Here is an 18,903-nt window from a genome sequence, read left to right as displayed (position 1 = left end):
CATGCGACGACGCACCATCGGAAACAGCACGGTCGGAGCCATCGGCCTGGGCGCCATGCCGCTCTCCATCGAGGGGCGCCCGGACGAGCGCCGGGCCGTGGCCACCGTCCACGCCGCCCTCGACGCGGGCGTCACGCTCATCGACACCGCCGACAGCTACCACTGGCACGCCGGGGAACGGGGCCACAACGAGCTCCTCGTGGCCCGGGCGCTGCGGAGCTACCGCGGCGACACCTCCGGCGTCCTGGTCGCGACCAAGGGCGGGCGCGGACGGCCCGGTGACGGCAGCTGGACGGTCACCGGCACCCCCGAGCACCTCAAGCGCGCCGCCGAGGCGTCCGCCGAGCGCCTGGGTGTGGAATCCCTCGGCCTCTACCAGCTGCACAAGCCGGATCCGGCCGTCCCCTGGGCCGATTCCGTCGGCGCGCTGCGCGACCTGCTCGACGCCGGCACGATCCGGGCCGCCGGAATCTCCAACGTGAGCAGCGGCCAGATCCGCGAGGCGCACGCGATCCTCGGCGACGGCCTGGTCTCCGTACAGAACCGGTACTCGCCCGCGGTGCGCGACAGCGAGCCCGAGCTCCGGCTGAGTACGCGGCTGGGCCTCGCCTTCCTGCCGTGGAGCCCGCTGGGAGGCATCTCCCGGAGCGCGCTCGAAGGCCGTCCGGGACCGGCCTCCACGGGCACCGCCTTCCACCGCGTCGCGGCCGAGCGGGGCGTCAGCCCTCAACAGATCGCCCTGGCCTGGCTGCTGACCCGCTCCCCGGCCCTCGTCCCGGTGCCGGGAGCAAGCCGGCCGGCCTCGGTCCAGGACTCCGCCCGGGCCGCCGAGATCGAGCTGAGCGAGGCGGAGCTGGTGCGGCTCGGGGACGCCCCGTAGCGGGGCGCTCAAGCAAGGCTCAGGACGCGGTCGACGGCGATCTCGATGACGACCAGGTCCGGCGGGGAGGGCGGGGCCGCGCGGTAGCGGGCGGTGTAGCGGTGGACCGCCTCGGCCAGGCGCACGGGGTCGGCGCTGACCGTGGCCCGGCCTTCGAGGGTGATCCAGCGGAAGCCGTCGGCCTGGCAGAGCGCGACCCGCGCCTCCCTCCCGCCCGCCGACACGTGCCGGGTCTTGCGGGCTTCGGCCCTGGTGGTGACCCGGGCCAGGCAGGCGGACGCGTCGAAGGTGAAGCGGACGGGCGTGACGTGCGGGGTGCGGTCCGGGCGCAGAGTGGTGAGCGTGGCGGTGCGGGGGAGGGCGAGGAACGCGCGCTCGGCGGCGTGGAGTTGGGCGGGGTCCCGGCTCACTTCTTCTTCACGCCCTCGTTCCAGATCAGCTTGGCGAGGTTCGGCTTCACGGCGGTGGTGATGACGCCCATGGCCGTACGGACGTAGCGCCGCTCCTCCAGTTCGCGCAGCATGCTCGCGGCGAGGTCGGCGCGGGCGGTGAAGACGCCGTCGGCGCTGGTCGGCGCCGTGCGGTAGTCCGTGACGACGGGGTGCTCGAAGAGGCCCGAGGGCCGCACGAGGGTCCAGTCGAGGCCGGTCGCGCGGATCACGTCCTCCATGCGGCGCATGTCCTCGTGCAGGGTGCGGCCGAGACGCCGGTTCACCAGCGGGTCGAGCACATGGTTGAAGAAGTGCGCGCCGGTCGGGCGCCAGCCGGGGTCGGCGATGCTGGAGCTGATGGTGAGCAGCCGCTTGACGCCATGGCGGACCATGGCCTCGGTCATGACGGTGGCACTGGCCGAATAGGTGGTGACGGTCTCCTTGCTGAAGCGTGCGCCCAGCGCGGAGAGGACGGCGTCCGTCCCGTCGATCGCCGCGTCGACGGCTGCCGGGTCGGTGGCGTCGGCGACCGCCACGGTGAGGCCGGGGCGTGCGGGCAGGGAGCCGGGGCGGCGGGTCACCGCGACGACCTCGTGGCCGGCGGCGAGGGCCTGCCCGGTGAGGTGGCGGCCGGTCGGTCCGTTGGCGCCGAAGACTGCGATGCGCATGGTGTCGGTCGTCCTTCGTGTGGTGGCGGGGAACGCCCTTGACTGTGCCGAGCGCGAAAAGCAGGCTCAACGCTGATGAATAAAGCCGCCCCCGCCCCCGCGCGCACCCGAGGCCGCCCCCGCGGCAATCCGCCGACCCGCGAGTCGATCGTCCCGGTGGCCCGTGCGCTGTTCCTGGAGCGCGGCTACCGGGCCACCACCCTGCGCGCGGTGGCGGGCGCCGCCGGGGTCGATCCGGCGCTGATCGCGTACCACTTCGGGTCGAAGAAGGGCCTGTTCGCGGACGTGATGCAGTTCCAGTGCGCCAACGCCCTGGCGGTGGACGAGGTCCTCGGCGGTGACCCGGCCACGCTTCCCGGCCGGCTGATCGACGCGGTCACGGACCTGTGGGAGGACGCGGACTTCCGCCGGCTGACCACCCGGGGCGACGAGGCCGCCGACGTGATCCGCGAATACCTGGAACGCGAACTGCTGGCCCGGCTCGTTGAATTCCTCGGCGGCCGGGACGCGACCGCCCGCGCCACCGCCGTCGTGACGATCCTCGGCGGACTCGTCTACACCCGCTACCTCAATCCGCTCGCCACCCCCGCGGCCCTCACCCCGGCCGAGACGCGCACCGTCCTCACGCCGGCGCTGCGCGCGGCGCTGGCCCCGAGGCCGCGCACCGCACGTTAGGGCCCGTCCCCAGCCCGGCCGCCGGCGCGGGACACCGGCGCCGAAGGCCCTCGCCGGGAGGTCAGCGGGTCTTCTCCGCACCGCCCGGCCCGGCCCGCTCCACCCATCGGTGTGGACCCTTGGGCGCAGCCCCTGAGAGATCTGTCCACCCGGGGGCGCACCCCCCTAGGGGTAGCTCCCCATTCCGGGCCAGGGGCCGTTCCTCCCGGCGGAGGACGTGCCCCGCCCCGCCCGCTCCGTAGCGTGGTCATGCACCGAGATTGCGGCAGACCGCAGGGGACGGGGTGGGGAAAACCCCACCCGAAGACTGCGCTGGGCACCAGCGCGCCGGACCCCCTCCAGCGACCAGACTTCACAGCAGAACGGCGACAAGCCGTCGTCGACCGACATAGGAGAAAAACCGTGACAACGGCTGTAACCATTCCCAGGCACGGGGGCACTGGAGGGCGTACGGCCGTCGCTGCGCGGGCGCGGCAGGTCGTCAAGGCGTACGGCGTCGGGGAGACCCGGGTCGTCGCGCTCGACCACGTCGACGTCGACATCGCGCGTGGCCGGTTCACGGCCATCATGGGGCCGTCCGGCTCCGGCAAGTCGACTCTGATGCACTGCCTCGCCGGTCTGGACACCGTGACCTCCGGGCAGATCCATCTCGCGGAGACCGAGATCACGGGTCTCAAGGACAAGAAGCTCACCCAACTGCGCCGCGACCGCATCGGCTTCATCTTCCAGGCGTTCAACCTCCTGCCGACGCTGAACGCGCTGGAGAACATCACGCTGCCGATGGACATCGCGGGCCGTAAGCCGGACGCCGCCTGGCTGCGACAGGTCGTGGAGACCGTCGGGCTCGCCGAGCGGCTCAAGCACCGGCCGACCGAGCTCTCCGGCGGCCAGCAGCAGCGCGTCGCCGTGGCGCGGGCGCTCGCCGCCCGGCCGGAGATCATCTTCGGTGACGAGCCGACCGGGAACCTGGACTCGCGGGCCGGCGCCGAGGTGCTGAACTTCCTGCGCAAGTCGGTCGACGAGCTGGGCCAGACCATCGTCATGGTCACCCACGACCCGGTCGCCGCCTCCTACGCCGACCGGGTGCTGTACCTCGCGGACGGGCGCATCGTCGACGAGATGCTCAACCCGACCGCCGACCAGGTGCTGGACCGCATGAAGGACTTCGACGCGCGCGGGCGGACGTCATGACCGTCTGGAAGACCTCCATGCGCAACTTCTTCGCGCACAAGGGGCGTATGGCGCTGTCCGCCGTCGCCGTCCTGCTGTCGGTGGCGTTCGTGTGCGGCACGCTCGTCTTCACCGACACGATGAACACCACGTTCGACAAGCTCTTCGCCGCCACGTCGGCCGACGTCACCGTCAGCCCGAAGACCGCGAAGGTCGACGACACCCCCGAGAACGGCAAGCCGCAGTCGCTGCCCGCCTCCGTCATCGCCCAGGTCGAGAAGGCCGACGGGGTGAAGAAGGCGGAGGGCGCCGTCAGCAGTTCGGCGGTCACGGTCGTCGACAGCCACAACAAGAACATGGGCTCCGACACGGGCGCTCCGACGCTCGCGGGCAACTGGACCTCCAACGACCTGCGGTCCATGGAGATCACCTCCGGCCACGCCCCGCGCGGCCCGACCGAGGTGATGGTCGACGCCGACACCGCGGACAAGCACCACCTGAAGATCGGTGACGAACTGCGCACCATCGCGGTCACCGGCGACATCAAGGCCCGGATCAGCGGTATCGCCACCTTCAAGGTCACCAACCCCGGCGCGGCCGTCGTCTACCTCGACACGGCCACCGCCCAGCAGAAGCTCCTCGGCCGCTCCGGCGTCTTCACCCAGATCTCCATCACCGCCGAACCGGGCGTCAGCGACGCGCGGTTGAAGCAGAACGTCACCGCCGCACTGGCCGGCTCGACCGCGTACAAGGTGCAGACCCAGAAGGAAGCCGCGGAGGCCAACAAGGACTCGATGGGCTCCTTCCTCGACGTGATGAAGTACGCGATGCTCGGCTTCGCCGGGATCGCCTTCCTCGTCGGCATCTTCCTGATCGTCAACACCTTCTCGATGCTGGTCGCCCAGCGGACCCGCGAGATCGGCCTGATGCGGGCCATCGGCTCCAGCCGCAAGCAGGTCAACCGGTCGGTGCTGCTCGAAGCGGTGCTCCTGGGCATCGTCGGATCGGTCCTCGGCGTCGCCGCCGGGGTGGGCCTCGCCATCGGGCTGATGAAGCTCATGGGCGCCATGGGCATGGAACTGTCCACCGAGGACCTCACCATCGCCTGGACGACACCGGTGATCGGTCTCGCGCTCGGCATCGTCGTGACCGTCCTCGCCGCCTACGTCCCGGCCCGCCGGGCGGGCAAGGTCTCCCCGATGGCCGCCCTGCGCGACGCCGGGACGCCGGCGGACGCCAAGTCCGGCTGGGTCCGGGCGGGTATCGGCCTGGTCCTCACCGGGGCCGGCGCCGCGTCCCTGTGGGCGACGACGCAGGCGGACGAGGCGAGTGACGGCTCGCTCTTCCTGGGCCTGGGCGTGGTGCTCACCCTCATCGGGTTCATCGTCATCGGCCCGCTGCTCGCCGGGGTCGTCGTACGGGCGCTCAGCGTCGTCGTCCTGCGGCTGTTCGGTCCGGTCGGCCGGCTGGCCGAGCGCAACGCCCTGCGCAACCCGCGCCGGACCGGTGCGACCGGGGCGGCCCTCATGATCGGCCTGGCCCTGGTGGCCTGCCTGTCGGTGGTGGGTTCCTCCATGGTCGCCTCGGCCACGGACGCGCTGGACAAGTCGGTGGGAGCGGACTTCATCGTGCAGGTGGGCGGCGGTGACGGGAGGCCGCTCACCGCGCAGACCAGCGCGGCGGTCGACGGGGCGCCGCACCTCGCCCACGTCACCCACGCGAAGGACGTGCCGGTCAGGCTCACCCTGCCGGACGGCTCCACCGCGAAGGTGGGTCTGAGCGCCACCGACCCGACGTACACACAGGACCTGGCACGCGACACGCTCTCGGGAGACCTCTCCGCCGCCTACGGCAAGGACGCGATGTCCGTCGGTTCGAAGTTCGCGAAGAGCCACGGGGTCAAGGTCGGGGACGAACTGACGGCCGCCTTCGAGCACGGCAGGACGGCCCGGCTGAAGATCGCCGCCATCACCACCGACGACTCCGCGCTCGACTCCGGGGCGATGTACACGAACCTCAGCACGGCCGCGCGGTACGTCCCGGCCGACCGCATGCCCCTGGACTCGATCCTGTTCGCGAAGGCGGCCGCGGATCAGCAGGACGAGGCGTACGAGTCGCTCAAGGCCGCCGTGGCCGCCGACCCGACGGTCAAGGTGTTCGACCAGACCGACTTCAAGCAGGAACTGAAGGACCAGATCGGCCAGCTCCTGAACATCGTGTACGGCCTGCTCGCTCTGGCGATCATCGTCGCGGTGCTCGGCGTCGTGAACACCCTGGCCCTGTCGGTCGTCGAGCGGACCCGCGAGATCGGCCTCATGCGCGCCATCGGCCTCTCCCGCCGCCAGCTGCGCCGGATGATCAGGCTGGAGTCCGTGGTCATCGCCCTGTTCGGCGCCCTGCTCGGCCTGGGCCTGGGGATGGGCTGGGGCACCTCGGCGCAGAAGCTGCTGGCGCTGGAAGGGCTCGGCGTCCTGGAGATCCCGTGGCCGACCATCGTCACGGTGTTCGTCGCCGCGGCGTTCGTCGGACTGTTCGCGGCACTGGTTCCCGCGTTCCGGGCCGGCCGGATGAACGTCCTGAACGCGATCGCGACGGACTGACGGGAAAGAAACGCGCAGTCGGCGAAAAGCACCACGCAGCCGACGGTCCGAAGGGGCCGTCGACTGCGTGTTTTTCGCTTTTCAGTGCGCGCTCCGGCCCGTCACCGGAACGCCCGGACGGTGTCGTAGTACTTCTTGGCGGTCTTGTTGCATGCCGCCTTCAACTTCTTGCGCTGGGCCTTGGTGAAAGGATCGGCCCAGAAGGTCCGCCCGCACGCGCGGTTCATGTCGTGCAGGAAGGCCTTGTCGATGCGCGCCTTGTGCGAGGCGCGGAATTTTGTCGCGCCGACGGTCTGCTTGTAATTCCGGTAGCCGAAGTCATGGCGCCAGCACGAGAGGTGGAAGTCGTATCCCCCGGGGATACTGTCCGAAGCCCAGGAGCAGCCATCGGTTTTCCACGTGAACTTGTACTTCTTGATGGACGCCTTGTTGCGGGCGCCGAGCGCCGAGAACCAGCGGTTCTGGGACGCGGACGAGTCGCCCGTGATGGAGGCCATCTTCGACAGCTTCTGGGACTTCGTCACCGTGGCGGACGCGGAGGCGGGGGCCTGCGCCGAGTCGGCGAGCGAAGGTGCGGCTGCGCCGAGTACGAGAGTTCCCGTAATGGCGATGGTGGAAATCGAATGACGCAAGGTGGTCAAGGTTGCGTTTCCTTCCCGTTTGATTGCGGCGGCCACCATGGCATGGGCCGGACCGGGCGGGCAACCATGTTGAGGGCTTCCTGAGGCTTTCCCGAGATGCTCGCGAAGCGGAGTAGACAATTCCGAAGTCCTGGCCAGGTGCTTTCACTTGACGGGCATCCGATATGCCATTCCAGGTATGCGCATTCCGTCGCCCCGCAAGATGGTGTGCGGGCGAGCGGACCGGTGCGGGGACTTCTCATGCCTGAAGCTCAGATTCTGCTCAGATTCTGCTCGACCGAAGGATGACTGCGGGCCCCGGCTGGTTACGCTCCCGATTGCCGTACTTCAGCACCGGAGTACGGCGGGGGTGAACACCGACGGGAGCCGGGCCGGATGAGGACTGTGGAAAGCGGGAGCCGTCGGCCGGGGCTGGAGGAGTCCTTCGGACGTGCCGTACGCGACCGGCGCCGCGAGGTCGGCATGACACAGGCCAGGCTCGCCGAACTCGCCGGGATGTCCCAGGCGGCGATATCCCGGCTGGAGCGCGGCAGGTGCATGCCGACGCTGTATCTGCTGGAGAAGCTCGCCTCGGCGCTCGATTCGGTGCTCTTCGTGGCGATGGGACCCAGCCGCCGGGTGGCCGTCGACTTCCGGGCGTGTCCCGAGCGTGCGGAGCCGGCCGGATGAGCACAGCCGAAGCGACCGGAGGGGACGGGCGGCGCCCCGTAGACTGACGGTTCCGGCCCCGGGGCGTTCCTCCAAACGCCCCGGGGCCGGATTTCGTGCGTGAGGGCTCCCGCCCGGCGGCGCGCAGCCCCGTCGCGGGGGCGACTGTCCCCCCGGAGTCGTAGGCTTGAAGGACCCCCGGCCCGTCTGACGTGTCGGGCCCTTCGCGTTGCCCCTGACAGCAGCCGGCTGTCAGCCCTCGCCCTCGTTACCGGGACGGAAGCCCTTCATGAGCCTGCACGGTCTGCTGGATGTCGTCGTACGTGATCCGGCGCTCGACGAAGCGGTGAAGGCCGCCGGAGACGGCCACCGGATGCACATCGATCTGGTGGGCCCGCCCGCCGCGCGGCCCTTCGCCGTGGCGGCGCTGGCCCGGGACGCCGAACGGACCGTGCTGGCCGTCACCGCGACCGGGCGTGAGGCCGAGGACCTGGCCGCCGCGCTGCGCACCCTGCTGCCGCCGGACACGGTCGCGGAGTTCCCGTCCTGGGAGACCCTGCCGCACGAGCGGCTGTCGCCGCGCTCCGACACCGTGGGGCGCCGGCTGGCCGTGCTGCGGCGCCTGGCGCACCCGAGGGCGGACGACCCGGAGACCGGGCCCGTCTCCGTCGTCGTCGCGCCGATCCGTTCCGTGCTCCAGCCGCAGGTCAAGGGGCTCGGTGACCTGGAGCCCGTGGCGCTGCGGATCGGGCAGAGCGCGGATCTCGGCAGGACGGTCGAGGCGCTCGCGGCAGCCGCCTACTCCCGGGTCGAACTGGTGGAGAAGCGCGGCGAGTTCGCGGTGCGCGGCGGCATCCTGGACGTCTTTCCGCCGACCGAGGAGCACCCCCTGCGGGTGGAGTTCTGGGGCGACGACGTCGAGGAGATCCGCTACTTCAAGATCGCCGACCAGCGGTCGCTGGAGATCGCCGAGCACGGGCTGTGGGCGCCGCCCTGCCGCGAGCTGCTGCTGACCGACGAGGTCCGTGAGCGGGCCGCCGCGCTCGCCGAGGCCCACCCCGAGCTGGGCGAACTCCTCGACAAGATCGCCGAGGGCATCGCGGTGGAGGGCATGGAGTCCCTCGCCCCGGTCCTCGTCGACGACATGGAACTGCTGATCGACGTGCTGCCCAAGGGCTCGATGGCCGTCGTGTGCGACCCCGAGCGGGTCCGCACCCGGGCCGCGGACCTGGTCGCCACCAGCCAGGAGTTCCTGGAGGCGTCCTGGGCGGCCACCGCGGGCGGCGGCGAGGCACCCATCGACGTCGGCGCCGCCTCGCTGCGCGGCATCGCGGACGTCCGCGACCGGGCCCGCGAGCTGAACATGATGTGGTGGTCCGTCTCCCCGTTCGCCGCGGACGACGAGCTGGACGAGGACACCCTCAAGCTCCGCATGCGCGCCCCGGAGGCGTACCGCGGCGACACCGCGCGCGCACTCGCCGACACCAAGGGGTGGCTGGCCGACGGCTGGCGCACGGTGTACGTCACCGAGGGCCAGGGGCTCGCCTCCCGTACCGTCGAGGTGCTGGGCGGCGAAGGCGTTCCGGCCCGTCTGGACCCGGACCTGGCGGAGATCTCGCCGTCCCTGGTCCATGTCTCCTGCGGCGCCATCGACCACGGCTTCGTCGACCCGGAGCTGCGGCTCGCCGTCCTCACCGAGACGGACCTGACCGGCCAGCGCACCGCCACCAAGGACCTGGGCCGCATGCCGGCCCGCCGCAGGAAGACCATCGACCCGCTGACGCTGGAGACGGGCGACTACATCGTCCACGAGCAGCACGGCGTGGGCCGCTACATCGAGATGGTGCAGCGCACGGTCCAGGGCGCCACCCGCGAGTACCTCCTCGTCGAGTACGCCCCCGCCAAGCGCGGCCAGCCCGGCGACCGGCTCTACATCCCGACGGACCAGCTGGAGCAGGTCACCAAGTACGTCGGTGGCGAGGCCCCGACCCTGCACCGGCTCGGCGGCGCCGACTGGACCAAGACCAAGGCGCGCGCCAAGAAGGCCGTCAAGGAGATCGCCGCCGACCTGATCAAGCTCTACTCGGCCCGGATGGCGGCCCCCGGCCATGTCTTCGGCCCGGACACCCCCTGGCAGCGGGAGCTGGAGGACGCCTTCCCGTACGCGGAGACACCCGACCAGCTCACCACGATCGCCGAGGTCAAGGAGGACATGGAGAAGTCCGTCCCCATGGACCGGCTGATCTGCGGCGACGTCGGCTACGGCAAGACGGAGATCGCCGTCCGGGCGGCCTTCAAGGCGGTGCAGGACGGCAAGCAGGTCGCCGTCCTCGTCCCCACCACGCTCCTCGTCCAGCAGCACTTCGGCACCTTCACCGAGCGCTACTCCCAATTCCCGGTCAACGTACGGGCGCTGAGCCGATTCCAGTCCGAGTCCGAGTCCAAGGCGACGCTCGAAGGGCTCCGCGAGGGCTCCGTCGACCTGGTCATCGGCACCCACCGCCTCTTCTCGTCCGAGACGAAGTTCAAGGACCTGGGCCTGGTCATCGTCGACGAGGAGCAGCGCTTCGGCGTCGAGCACAAGGAGCAGCTGAAGAAGCTCCGCGCCAATGTGGACGTCCTCACCATGTCCGCGACGCCCATCCCCCGTACGCTCGAAATGGCGGTGACCGGCATCCGCGAGATGTCGACGATCACCACCCCGCCCGAGGAGCGCCACCCGGTCCTCACGTTCGTCGGCCCGTACGAGGAGAAGCAGATCGGCGCGGCCATCCGGCGCGAACTGCTCCGCGAGGGCCAGGCGTTCTACATCCACAACCGCGTCGAGTCGATCGACCGCGCCGCCGCCCGGCTGCGCGAGATCGTCCCCGAGGCGCGGATCGCCACCGCCCACGGCCAGATGTCCGAACAGGCCCTGGAACAGGTGGTGGTGGACTTCTGGGAGAAGAAGTTCGACGTCCTGGTCTCCACGACGATCGTCGAGTCCGGCATCGACATCTCGAACGCCAACACCCTGATCGTGGAGCGCGGTGACAACTTCGGCCTCTCCCAGCTCCACCAGCTGCGCGGCCGCGTGGGCCGTGGCCGCGACCGCGGCTACGCCTACTTCCTGTACCCGCCGGAGAAGCCGCTCACCGAGACGGCCCACGAGCGCCTGGCCACGATCGCGCAGCACACCGAGATGGGCGCGGGCATGTACGTGGCGATGAAGGACCTGGAGATCCGCGGCGCGGGCAACCTGCTGGGCGGCGAGCAGTCCGGCCACATCGCGGGCGTCGGCTTCGACCTGTACGTGCGCATGGTCGGCGAGGCGGTCGCGGACTACCGGGCCTCCCTCGAAGGCGGGGTGGAGGAGGAGCCGCCGCTGGAGGTCAAGATCGAGCTCCCGGTCGACGCGCACGTCCCGCACGACTACGCCCCCGGCGAGCGGCTGCGCCTGCAGGCGTACCGCTCCATCGCCTCGGCCTCCTCGGAGGACGACATCAGGGCGGTCCGCGAGGAGCTCACCGACCGCTACGGCAAGCTCCCGGAGCCGGTGGAGAACCTGCTCCTGGTGGCGGGCCTGCGCATGCTGGCCCGCGCCTGCGGGGTCGGCGACGTCGTGCTCCAGGGGCCGAACATCCGCTTCGCGCCGGTGGAGTTGCGCGAGTCGCAGGAGCTGCGCCTGAAGCGCCTGTACCCGAAGGCGATCATCAAGCCGGCCCTGCACCAGATCCTGGTGCCGCGACCCACCGGCGGCAAGATCGGCGGCAAGCCGGTCGTGGGGCGTGAACTCCTGTCGTGGACGGGGGAGTTCCTGACGACGATCCTGGGGTCGTAGGGGGGCGGCCGGGGGCGTGCCGGCCGGGACGGCGCGGCGCGCACTGAGAAGGGCAGCTCTTGGGCCCACCAGACGCCCAGGAGTTGGGCAGGAGTGAGTGTCAGGTCCACGGGCCCATGCGGCGTGCGACGTCTGCCTGCCTTCGTCGGCGCCTGCCTCAGCCGGTGCCGCGCATCCGCTCGCCGGATGGGTCATCCTGCGCCCCGGGCCGGTTACCGAGGCTCGCTCCGGCTCGTAGCTCGACGGGACGTCGATATGAGAGTTGACTCTCACGAATTATGAGAGGAAGCTCTCACGTCATGGCAGCCAACAATCGCATGGGCGACGTCGAGATCACCGATCCGCAGGCGATGCGCGCCTTGGCGCATCCGGTGCGACTGGCGATCCTCGACCACCTGAACAGGAACGGCCCGGCGACCGCGACCGAGCTCGCACCGGATGTGGGCGCGACTCCCTCGGTGACCAGCTGGCATCTGCGCCATCTGGCGACCTTCGGGCTGGTCCGCGACAGCGAGCCCGGCCCGGACCGCCGGCAGCGGCGGTGGGAGGCGGTGGCGCGCGGTTTCCGGTTCGAGGCGTCGCAGGACCCGGCGGACGAGGAAGGCCGGTCGGCCGCGCGTGAGCTCTCGCGCCAGATGTTCCTGCGCTATGCGGACGTCCCGTCCCGCTGGGCCGCCGAGGTGGAGCCCGGACTCGATCCGGCATGGAGCGGTCCGGCCGGGCTGGCGTACACCCGCGTCACGGTTTCCGCCGACGAACTCGCTTCCATCCAGGACGAGATGGAGCGTGTGCTCGCACCGTACGTCAACCGGGAGGCGGCCGACCGGCCCGCGGGCAGCCGTGGAGTCCGGCTGATGCGGTACGTCCTGCCGGAGGGCGCCGCGGAACAGGGCGAGGGCCGGACGGGGCAGCCGTCGTGAACGGTGGCCCGGACGGGCCGCCCGCGATATCGCTGTGGCGGGACCGGCGGTTCTCCCGCTTCTGGGCCGGTCAATCGGTCTCGCAGGTCGGCGACCGCATCACCGAACTGGCCCTGCCCCTGATAGCCGTCGGCGCGCTGAACGCCTCGGCCAACCAGGTGGCATGGCTGACCGCACTCATCTGGACCCCCAACCTGCTCGCGATCGTCCTGGGGGCCTGGGTCGATCAACAGGTGCGCAAACGCCGGCTGATGATCCTCGCCGACCTCCTGCGCGCCGCGGGCATGCTGAGCCTTCCGGCGGCCTACGTTCTCGGGGCGGTGACGCTGACGCAGTTGTACGCCGTGGCGATCCTGGCGGGTGCGGCCGGGGTGCTGTTCAACACGGCCTACCCGCCGTTCTTCGTACGCCTCGTACCGCGCGCTTCCTACGTCGACGCGAACAGCAAGCTCAGCGCGAGCCGTTCGGTCTCCCAGGTGGCGGGCCCCGCGATCGGCGGAGCGTTGGTCCAGGCGCTCACCGCGCCCGTGGCGATCGTGGTGGACGCCCTGACGTTCCTGGTCTCAGCGGTCCTGATCGGCCGGATCGCGGTGGAGGAACCGCCGGTGGCCGCCACAGCCGACGCGCCCTCGCTGTTGCGGCGCGCCAGGGAGGGCCTCGTGTTCGTCGTGCGGCACCCGGTGCTGCGGGCGACGCTCGGCTGTGCGGCCACCGTCAACTTCTTCACCTTCGTGGCGGGCAGCGGACTCATCGTGCTCTTCGCCAGCCGGAGCCTGGGGCTGTCCGCCGGAGTGATCGGGGCCGCGCTGGGCGTCGGCGCGACCGGAGCCCTGCTCGGTGCGGTGCTCGCGCCGGTGATCTCGCGGCGGCTCGGTGTGGGGCGCAGCATCGTCGTGGGCGCCGTACTCTTCCCCGCGCCGATCGCCATCGCCGCCGCGGCAAACGGCCCGCTCTGGCTCGGCGCCGGGGCGCTGGCGGCGTCCGAGTTCTTCTCCGGCTTCGGCGTCATGCTGTTCGACGTCAACCTCAACTCCCTCCAGGCGTCCGTGATCCCCGACAAGTTGCGCAGCCGTGTCGCCGGTGCGTACAGCACGATCAACTACGGCGTGCGGCCCGTCGGCGCCGTGGTCGGTGGCGCGCTCGCCACGCTCGCCGGACTGAGGCCGACGCTTCTCGTGGCCGCGGTCGGAGGAGCCCTCTCGGTGTTGTGGCTGCTGCCCTCACCGGTGCCCCGCATTCGCTCCCTGGCTCCGGCCCCGGCCGGGCGTGCGGCCGGGGACGCGGACGAGGACACCCGGCCCGTGCGCAGTTGAGCGGCCGGTGGCCCGGGCAGGCCATGAGGCTGCCCGGGCCACCGGGGCCACCGGGGCCACTGGGGCCACTGGGGCCACCGGGGCCACCGGGGCCACCGGGGTCATCCGGGCGACGGGATCAGAGCCTCCGCAGGTCCAGCGCCTCCGCCATCGCCCGGTAGCCCGCGTCTCCCGGGTGCAGGTGGTCTCCCGAGTCGTAGGCCGGGGCGATGCTGTCCGGGTCCTCGGGGTCGGCCACGGCGCGGTCCAGGTCGACCACGTCGTCGTACGCGCCCGAAGTGCGGATCCAGTCGTTGACCGCGTCGCGCTTCGCCTCGTTGACGGGGCTGTCGTAGAACGAGCCCTTGATGGGCGTCAGCGTCGCACCGATCACCTTGAGCCCCTTGGCGTGCGCCTGACGGATCAACGACCGGTGGCCGGCGATCAGCTGCGCGACGGACACCTCAGGGGTGGGTGCGCCGACCGCGCCCGCGCCGCTCGCCCCGATGTCGTTGATGCCCTCCAGCACGATGACCGTGCCCACGCCCGGCTCGTCGAGCACGTCCTTCCCGAAGCGGACCACGCCCTTCTCCCCGGCCCAGTCCGTGTCGTTCGTGACCTGGTTGCCGCCGATCCCGTGGTTGAGGACGCTGCGCGGCCGGCCGGTGGCCGCGAAACGCTCGGCCAGTTCGTCGGGATAGCGGTTGTTCGTGTCCGGCGTGGATCCGACGCCGTCGGTGATGGAGTCGCCGAACGCCACCACCCCGTTCCTGCGCGGCGTGCCGCCGCCACTGACCTCGAGGCCGGTGAGGTAGTACCAGGATGCGCTGGTCTCGCTGAACGCCGCGCCGTCGCGGTCGGCCCGGTGATCGCCCCGCGCCCGGTAGCTCGTGGCCGACGACATCATGTGGAAGGTGGCGGGGCCGGTCGGCTCCGCGAGATACAGCGTGACGGTCAGGGACTCCAGGGCCCGGGTCCTGAACGGCACCGCGTCACTCGTTGCGTCGGAGCCCGCGGGAATGGTCACCGACCGGTCTTTGCCGAAGGACAGCCGGCGGACCGAACCCTCCTTGACCGACGCCCCGTGCTCCGTACGCGCCACCGTCGCTCCGGTGATCCGCAGCGGCGTGCTCCCGTAGCGGTTCGACAGTTCGATGCGGGCCCGGGTGCCGCCGGTGCTGACCCGGACCACCTGGCGGACCGTCTGGTCCGCGAAGCCCTGCCGCGACCAGTTCGGCGTGAAGACCTCGGTCGGTGCCTGCGGCGAGGCGGCCCAGCCGCCCTGCCATGCCCCGCGGTCCGGCTGCGGCGTCGTGCCGGTAGCGGCCGTCGCGGCCTGCGCGGAGCCGCTGGTGACCTCTCCGCCGACGATCGGCAGCGCCACCAGTGCGAGCGCCGATAACAGCGCGACGCCCGTACGCCGTGTCCCGTGCGTGGTTCCCATGATTCCCGCCCTCGTTCTCTTCGGATGACCGTTTCGTGGATCACATGCGCACGACAGGGCCAATCACGCGGAGGCGCCGGCTATTCCCCATGGGTGTGCGTCAGTTGGACCCCTGCGGCCCGAAAACCGGCGTGGCGAGTGCCCGGAACACCTCTTCCGGGTCCCGGTCGCCCACCGCCCCGCTCAGGTTTCCGCTGAGCAGCAGGGTGGCGAAGCCGTGGGCCAGGGACCAGGCGGCCACGCCGGTGAGCCGGGCGTCGTCCCCGCCGCCGGAGGGGAGCCCGGTGACGCCCGCCCGCAGCTCCACCGACGCCCGCTCCTTCGCCGCGAGCAGCGCGGGGTCGTCGGCGCGGTGGAGGTCCGGCTGGAACATCACCTGGAAGTGGGCCGGGTGCCCGGCGGCGAACCGTACGTACCGCACGCCCCGCTCCCGAAGGTCCGGGGCGTCGGCGAGGGCGTCGGCGAAGAGTTCGTAGCCCTCGGTGGCGATCGCGGTGAGCAGGCCGGTGCGGTCCTTGAAGTGGTGGGCGGGGGCGGCGTGGGAGACGCCGGCCCGGCGGGCCAGATCGCGCAGGCTCAGCGCGGCGGGGCCCTCGGTGCGGATGACGTCGAGGGCGGCGGTGAGGACGGCCCGCCGCAGGTCGCCGTGGTGATAGGTGCGGTCGCTGCTCATGGACAGCACAGTACGCAGAATCTAGTCATTGACAAGTTCGCGGGACGGGGGCACGCTGGCCCTCGCTGGACATCTAGTCAATGACAAGACGCACGCTGCTGCGAAAGGCGGAGACATGTCCGACGAACTGGGCCGTGTACGGCAGATGTGGCACCTCCTGGAGCCCCTGCACGCCGTCCTGTACTACGCGCCGGAGGCCTACGAGGAGGCCTCGGCGCTCGGGTACGCGGTCGACGTGCGCTGGCCGAGCTACTTCGCCTGGCGGGCGGCGCCGCTCGGGGAGGCCGGGGCCGGGCGGGTCACGGAGACCTTCTACAGCTTCAGTCCGCGCATGGTGGGGGAGCACGTCCCGGGCATCTGGTCCGTCGCCTCCCCCGACGCCGTGCTCGCCGCACGGCGCCGGGCCGTCGACCGCGCGTACCGGACGCTGCTGGGGGATTCGGTCACCGCTCCGGAGACGGCCGGGGCCGCGGCGCTCCTGCGACGGGTCGCGGAGGCCGCCGACACGACGGGCCGCCCGCTCGCCGCGGCCAACGCCGCACTGCCCTGGCCGGACGAACCGCACCTCGCGCTCTGGCATGCGGCGACCGTCCTGCGCGAACACCGCGGCGACGGCCACCTCGCGGCGCTCGCCGGCGCGGAGCTCGACCCGGTCGAGGCGCTCGTCTCGTTCGCCGCGATCGGCGCGGCGCCGCCGGCGGTGTTCGCGAGCCGGGGGTGGGGTGACGAGGCGTGGTCGCACGCCCTCGAACGGCTGGTGAAGCGCGGCTTGGCGGCGGACGACGGTACGGCGACGGAGGCGGGCAGGGCGCTGCGGGCCGAGGTCGAGCGGCGCACGGACGAGGCGGCGGCCGCCCCGTGGCGGGTGCTCACCGATGAGGAACGGGAGCGGCTCGTAGAGCTCCTGGGGCCCCTGTGGGTGGCGGCGATCGGCTCCGGGCTGCTGCCTTCGGAGACGACGCTGGGCATCGGCAAGGTGTGATCCGGGCCGCATCCGGGGCGGGCGGAGGTCTGGAACGCCCCCGGGCGGGGAAGACGTCCGTAGGATTCCCGGGTCGGTTCGGCTTTCTCCCCGTCAGGACGGCTACGAGTGATATCTCCCCGCGATTGCCGAGTGATCGTTCCCGCCCTGAGCGTGGTGGCGGCGCTCGCCCTCACCGGCTGCGACCCCGACCAGGTGTCCTCCGGGGGCGGAGGGGCGAGCGCCAGCGCGAACGGCGGCGGCCGGTCCCTCACCGGCTTCGGTGCCAGCCCGCTGGACAACCCCGACGGTACGAAACCGGGCCTCGCCCCCCTCACCTCCGACGCGGACCGGGCGGCGGCCCGGAAGGTCATCGCGAAGGTGGCGACCAAGGGGCGTGGTCCCAAGACCGGCTACGAGCGCGACAAGTTCGGGTCCGCCTGGAAGGATTCGGTCGACGGCGTCCCGCTCTCGCGGAACGGCTGCGACACGCGGAACGATCTGCTGAGTCGCGATGGCCAGAAGGTCCGGTTCCGGGACGGCTCGGACTGTGTGGTCGTCGCCATGACGCTCAAGGACCCGTACACCGGCTCGGCCATCGAGTGGCGCAAGCAGCAGGCCGCCAAGGTCCAGATCGACCACGTCATGCCGCTGTCCTACGACTGGCAGATGGGCGCCGCCCACTGGAACGAGGCCAAGCGGCAGCAGATCGCCAACGACCCGCTGAACCTCCTCCCCGTGGACGGCCCGGCCAACAACGCCAAGCGCGACTCGGGCCCCGCCTCCTGGCTGCCGCCGTACAAGCCGGTGCGCTGTTCGTACGCGTTGCGCTTCGCCCAGGTCTCACTGAAGTACGCGCTCCCCGCCACCGACGCCGACAAGAAGGTCATGCTGGAGCTGTGCGGCGGGTGACCGGCCCCGCCCCCAGGGGCGATGAGCCCGCTGGGCCGTACCTGTGGAAGGAGCGGTGTACTCTACGGCGTCCGAATCCATCGGGCGTCTGTGCGAACGGTCCGAGCCGCTCTCTGCACGGCCGCCCGCGTCGCTCCCCTAAGGAACAAAGCGTGAAGCCTGCTGTGCCCCACGCCGTCGAGGCAGGTCCGCGCTCACCGCTCGCGATGGTGATGACAGTGACGCCCCGCGCCCTGCTGGCCGCGGTGCCCGTAGTCACGCTGGGCATGCTGTCCTTCGTGCCCTCTCTCGTCATCGCGGCGCGGCGGGGGCGGGCCGGCGACTGGGCGGCGTGCGCCGGTTTCGCCGCCGCCAACGTGGCCTGGGTGCTCTGGGCGGCCCTGACCCCGGAGGAGACGCGGGGGGCGGAGTTCGCGGCGGACCTGCTGCTGGTGCTGGTCACCACGCTGGGGGCCGCGGCCCACGCCCTGTTCGCCGGCGCTCCCTGGCGGACGCACCGTGCCGGCGCGGACGGCACAGCATGAGGACCCGGCGTACCTGGCGGGGCAGGACACCCGCGCCCCGGCGGCGAATGCCTCGTGTGCGGCTGATCCTTGAGCGGACGGCGGCCCTGTCGCGCGGGCGTCGTGGCGCGTGGGCGGCCGCAGGGACGCTGCTGGTCGTCTGCGCTCTCGTGGCCGTGTGGGTGTTCGGCGGCGACGACGAAGCGGCGGGCCCGCCGGACGCCAGGGCGCGCCAGTACCAGGACGTGGACGCGTGCCTGCTCACCGGCGAGGACGGCATCAAGGCGGGCACCCCCGCTGCCGCTGTCTGGCAGGGCATGGAGGAGGCCTCCGGTGACACGCGGGCCCGGGTCACCCACGTCCCGGTCATGGGCGAGCAGACGGCGGCGAACGCGCTGCCGCACCTGAACGGGCTGATCCAGCGGGACTGCGAGGTCGTGCTGGCCACCGGTCCGGCCCAGACGGAGACGGTGCGCAAGGCGGCGGCCGGCCATCCGCGGGTGCGGTTCGTCGTGGTCGGCTCCGGGACGGGGGAGCGCGGCGCGGAAGCCGGCAACCTCACGGTGATCGCACCGGGGGACGAGGTGCCGGACGAGGCCGCCGACGCCGTCCGACGAGCAGTCAAGGCCGTGCAGTAGCAGTCGAACTGGCAGGAAGCGTGCGAT

At 71.7% G+C, this 18,903-nt stretch carries 17 protein-coding genes; 12 read left to right on the top strand and 5 right to left on the bottom strand.

Annotated features, from left to right (window positions below; genetic code table 11):
- Position 1 precedes the first annotated feature (1 nt).
- A complete protein-coding gene (locus ABZ454_RS05705) occupies positions 2–880 on the top strand; it encodes an aldo/keto reductase (RefSeq protein WP_359536239.1) in 879 nt (292 codons plus the stop codon).
- An 8-nt stretch (positions 881–888) separates the two neighbouring features.
- Here the strand turns inward: ABZ454_RS05705 and ABZ454_RS05700 are convergent, their stop codons facing one another.
- Together ABZ454_RS05700 and ABZ454_RS05695 are read right to left on the bottom strand one after the other, a co-directional pair.
- The gene (locus ABZ454_RS05700; RefSeq protein ID WP_359536238.1) at positions 889–1,290 is read right to left on the bottom strand and encodes a pyridoxamine 5'-phosphate oxidase family protein; all 402 of its coding nucleotides are present in this window, start codon (positions 1,288–1,290) and stop codon (positions 889–891) included.
- Positions 1,287–1,979, bottom strand: coding sequence for an NAD(P)H-binding protein (locus tag ABZ454_RS05695; RefSeq protein WP_359536237.1), 693 nt, complete (start codon positions 1,977–1,979; stop codon positions 1,287–1,289). The genes ABZ454_RS05700 and ABZ454_RS05695 overlap by 4 nt, the downstream gene beginning before the upstream one ends.
- Before the next feature lie 75 nt (positions 1,980–2,054).
- Here ABZ454_RS05695 and ABZ454_RS05690 point away from each other — a divergent pair, with 75 nt between their 5' ends.
- The 3 genes from ABZ454_RS05690 (at position 2,055) to ABZ454_RS05680 (ending at position 6,424) form a co-directional block, all read left to right on the top strand.
- Positions 2,055–2,654 carry a TetR family transcriptional regulator gene (locus ABZ454_RS05690; protein ID WP_359536236.1) on the top strand — a complete coding sequence of 200 codons (600 nt, stop codon included), beginning with the start codon at positions 2,055–2,057 and terminating at the stop codon, positions 2,652–2,654.
- Between the two features lie 402 nt (positions 2,655–3,056).
- The gene (locus tag ABZ454_RS05685) at positions 3,057–3,845 is read left to right on the top strand and encodes an ABC transporter ATP-binding protein (protein ID WP_356322332.1); all 789 of its coding nucleotides are present in this window, start codon (positions 3,057–3,059) and stop codon (positions 3,843–3,845) included.
- A complete protein-coding gene (locus ABZ454_RS05680; RefSeq protein WP_359536235.1) occupies positions 3,842–6,424 on the top strand; it encodes an FtsX-like permease family protein in 2,583 nt (860 codons plus the stop codon). The genes ABZ454_RS05685 and ABZ454_RS05680 overlap by 4 nt, the downstream gene beginning before the upstream one ends.
- 101 nt (positions 6,425–6,525) lie before the next feature.
- Here ABZ454_RS05680 and ABZ454_RS05675 read toward each other — a convergent pair whose 3' ends face one another.
- On the bottom strand, positions 6,526–7,065 hold the full coding sequence (locus ABZ454_RS05675; protein ID WP_359536234.1) for a phospholipase A2: 540 nt from the start codon (positions 7,063–7,065) through the stop codon (positions 6,526–6,528).
- Positions 7,066–7,440: 375 nt separating this feature from the next.
- Between ABZ454_RS05675 and ABZ454_RS05670 the strand changes: the two genes are divergently transcribed.
- From ABZ454_RS05670 to ABZ454_RS05655, 4 genes are all read left to right on the top strand, one after another.
- Entirely contained in the window at positions 7,441–7,734 is a 294-nt protein-coding gene (locus tag ABZ454_RS05670; protein WP_359536233.1) for a helix-turn-helix transcriptional regulator, read from the top strand.
- Positions 7,735–8,002: 268 nt separating this feature from the next.
- On the top strand, positions 8,003–11,533 hold the full coding sequence (mfd, locus tag ABZ454_RS05665; protein WP_359536232.1) for a transcription-repair coupling factor: 3,531 nt from the start codon (positions 8,003–8,005) through the stop codon (positions 11,531–11,533).
- Between the two features lie 299 nt (positions 11,534–11,832).
- Positions 11,833–12,453, top strand: a complete 621-nt coding sequence (locus tag ABZ454_RS05660; protein ID WP_356322327.1) for a helix-turn-helix domain-containing protein — start codon at positions 11,833–11,835, stop codon at positions 12,451–12,453.
- Positions 12,450–13,766, top strand: coding sequence for an MFS transporter (locus tag ABZ454_RS05655; RefSeq protein ID WP_359536231.1), 1,317 nt, complete (start codon positions 12,450–12,452; stop codon positions 13,764–13,766). The genes ABZ454_RS05660 and ABZ454_RS05655 overlap by 4 nt, the downstream gene beginning before the upstream one ends.
- A 118-nt stretch (positions 13,767–13,884) precedes the next feature.
- Here ABZ454_RS05655 and ABZ454_RS05650 read toward each other — a convergent pair whose 3' ends face one another.
- Positions 13,885–15,189, bottom strand: a complete 1,305-nt coding sequence (locus ABZ454_RS05650) for an SGNH/GDSL hydrolase family protein (protein WP_359536230.1) — start codon at positions 15,187–15,189, stop codon at positions 13,885–13,887.
- 100 nt (positions 15,190–15,289) lie between these two features.
- Positions 15,290–15,862, bottom strand: a complete 573-nt coding sequence (locus ABZ454_RS05645) for a TetR/AcrR family transcriptional regulator (RefSeq protein ID WP_356322502.1) — start codon at positions 15,860–15,862, stop codon at positions 15,290–15,292.
- Positions 15,863–15,977: 115 nt separating this feature from the next.
- On the opposite strand from ABZ454_RS05645, the gene ABZ454_RS05640 reads away from it, so the two are divergent.
- From ABZ454_RS05640 to ABZ454_RS05625, 4 genes are all read left to right on the top strand, one after another.
- Positions 15,978–16,844 carry a hypothetical protein gene (locus ABZ454_RS05640; protein ID WP_359536229.1) on the top strand — a complete coding sequence of 289 codons (867 nt, stop codon included), beginning with the start codon at positions 15,978–15,980 and terminating at the stop codon, positions 16,842–16,844.
- 132 nt (positions 16,845–16,976) lie between these two features.
- A complete protein-coding gene (locus ABZ454_RS05635; RefSeq protein WP_359536228.1) occupies positions 16,977–17,735 on the top strand; it encodes an HNH endonuclease family protein in 759 nt (252 codons plus the stop codon).
- Positions 17,736–17,887: 152 nt separating this feature from the next.
- Positions 17,888–18,259 carry a hypothetical protein gene (locus ABZ454_RS05630; RefSeq protein ID WP_359536227.1) on the top strand — a complete coding sequence of 124 codons (372 nt, stop codon included), beginning with the start codon at positions 17,888–17,890 and terminating at the stop codon, positions 18,257–18,259.
- A 56-nt stretch (positions 18,260–18,315) separates the two neighbouring features.
- Positions 18,316–18,876 carry a BMP family ABC transporter substrate-binding protein gene (locus tag ABZ454_RS05625; protein ID WP_356322498.1) on the top strand — a complete coding sequence of 187 codons (561 nt, stop codon included), beginning with the start codon at positions 18,316–18,318 and terminating at the stop codon, positions 18,874–18,876.
- Positions 18,877–18,903: the final 27 nt, after the last annotated feature.

The organism is Streptomyces sp. NPDC005803 (genome assembly GCF_040630435.1).
Taxonomy (GTDB): Bacteria; Actinomycetota; Actinomycetes; order Streptomycetales; family Streptomycetaceae; genus Streptomyces.
The sequence above is the reverse complement of the archived record's forward strand: the minus strand, read 5'-3'. Positions and strand labels throughout refer to the sequence as shown.